Genomic DNA, 1,761 nt, shown 5'->3' on the forward strand with positions numbered 1-1,761 from the left:
GCCGAGGCGCCGGCCGAGGGCACCGACCCGGGTGTCGAGCCGCCGCGCCGCCGGCGGCAGGCCAGCGGCCACCGGGGCCGGGCCGCGGTGGAGGAGTCCTCGCTCGCCACCGCCCCGACCGGCACGCCCACCGGCAGCCCGGTCACGCTCGGCACCTCGTACTCCGGTGGGCAGATGAGCACGACGGAGACCGCGCCGTCGCGACCGCTGGACACCGGCGGCCTGCCGGGGCCCCGGGTGGTGATCGACCACGTCCAGGTGAGCACCTTCGGCCTCGACGCCACCGTGGAGGTCCGCCTGATCGCCGGGGACCGGACGGCGGAGGGCCACTCCACCGGACCGGCCGTCGACGGCTACGTGCTGCGGCTCTGCGCGGTGGCCGCGGCCGCCGCGGTGGACGATCTGCTCGGCCGGGCCGCGCCGGCCGGCGAGCGGGGCCGGTGCTTCGTCGAGCACGCCGCCGTGGTGCCGTTCGGCAACTGCGAGGTGGCGACCGTCGTGGTGCTGCTGGTCTGCGACGGCTGGGTGGAGCAGCTTGCCGGCTCGGCCCTGGTCGCCGGGGATCCCCGGCAGGCCGTGGTCCGGGCCACCCTGGCCGCGGTGAACCGCCGGCTGGAGGCGCTGCTCGCCTGAGCCGGTGTCGGGCCGGGCCGGTCCGGGAAGACTGGAGCCATGAAGCCCGCCGCCCTCTGGCCGGACCACCTCCTGCCCGCGCACCACGTCCCGCCGCCCTGGCCCGGCCGGAACGTCCGGCTCGACGGCACGGTGACGTACGTGCGGGACACCCCGGCCACCGCTCCCGGCGCCGAGCCGGCGCTCTACGTGCACGGCCTCGGTGGCTCGTCGCAGAACTGGACGGACCTGGCCGGCCTGCTCGCCGACCGGCTCGACGGCCAGGCGATCGACCTGCCCGGTTTCGGGCGCAGCGAGCCCGGCCGGCGCTACACCGTCCCGGCCTTCGCGGACCGGGTGGTCCGCTGGATCGAGCACAGCGACCGGGGGCCGGTGCACCTGTTCGGCAATTCGCTCGGCGGCGCCGTCACGGTCCGGGTGGCGGCGCTGCGGCCGGACCTGGTCCGGACGCTGACCCTGATCTCCCCGGCCCTGCCGTTCCTGGACTTCCGGCGCTCGTTGCAGGGGCGGATGCTGCCGCTGCTGGCGATCCCCCGGGGCGAGCGGCTGGCCGCCTGGCGGCTGGCCCAGCTCGCTCCCGAGGTGATGGCCCAGCAGGTGATGGAGGCGTGCATCGCCGACCTGACCCGGATCAGCGAGCAACGTCGGCTGGAGGCGGTCGAGGAGATCCGGATCCGCTACGAGGCGGCCCACTACGCCGCCGCCTACGTCCGTACGTTCCGTGGCCTGGTCTCCAGCTTCCTGCGGTCGTACCTGCCGGGGTCGGGCTCGCTGTGGCGGCTGGCGTCGACGGTGCGGGTGCCGACGCTCGTGGTGGGCGGGCGGCAGGACCGGCTGGTCGACGTGCGGGTGGCGCCGCAGGCCGCCCGGGTGATCCCGGACAGCCGCCTGCTGCTGCTCGACGGGGTCGGGCACGTGGCCCAGCTGGAGGTGCCCCGCACCGTGGCGCGCGCGGTGCTGGCGCTGCTCGCGGAGGCGTCCCCCGCCGGGGTGCCGCCGGGCGGGGAGCGGACGGACGCGCAGGCCGGCGAGCTGATCGCCGAAACGGGGGAGAGCGGGCGGCGGCGCGACATGGCAGGCTGAGCCGGATGCCCACCTCCGTCCGTCCGCGTGCCGCGCGGCCCACCG

1 protein-coding gene and 1 pseudogene are annotated in these 1,761 nt (G+C 77.1%); both read left to right on the forward strand.

The genetic code is table 11. The features are described from left to right. A pseudogene (locus B0E53_RS36230) lies at nucleotides 1–633 on the forward strand (hypothetical protein); the annotation flags it as partial. A gap of 39 nt (nucleotides 634–672) precedes the next feature. After that, complete coding sequence (locus tag B0E53_RS36235; protein WP_107079892.1) at nucleotides 673–1,716, forward strand: alpha/beta hydrolase; 1,044 nt, start codon at nucleotides 673–675, stop codon at nucleotides 1,714–1,716. Nucleotides 1,717–1,761: the final 45 nt, after the last annotated feature.

The sequence above is a fragment of the Micromonospora sp. MH33 genome, from assembly GCF_003013775.1.
In the GTDB taxonomy this organism is placed as follows: Bacteria; Actinomycetota; Actinomycetes; order Mycobacteriales; family Micromonosporaceae; genus Micromonospora; species Micromonospora fulviviridis.

Coding starts and splice junctions, on each gene's coding strand:
- B0E53_RS36235 (WP_107079892.1), top strand. CDS start 673: ATGAAGCCCGCCGCCCTCTGGCCGGACCACCTCCTGCCCGCGCACCAC.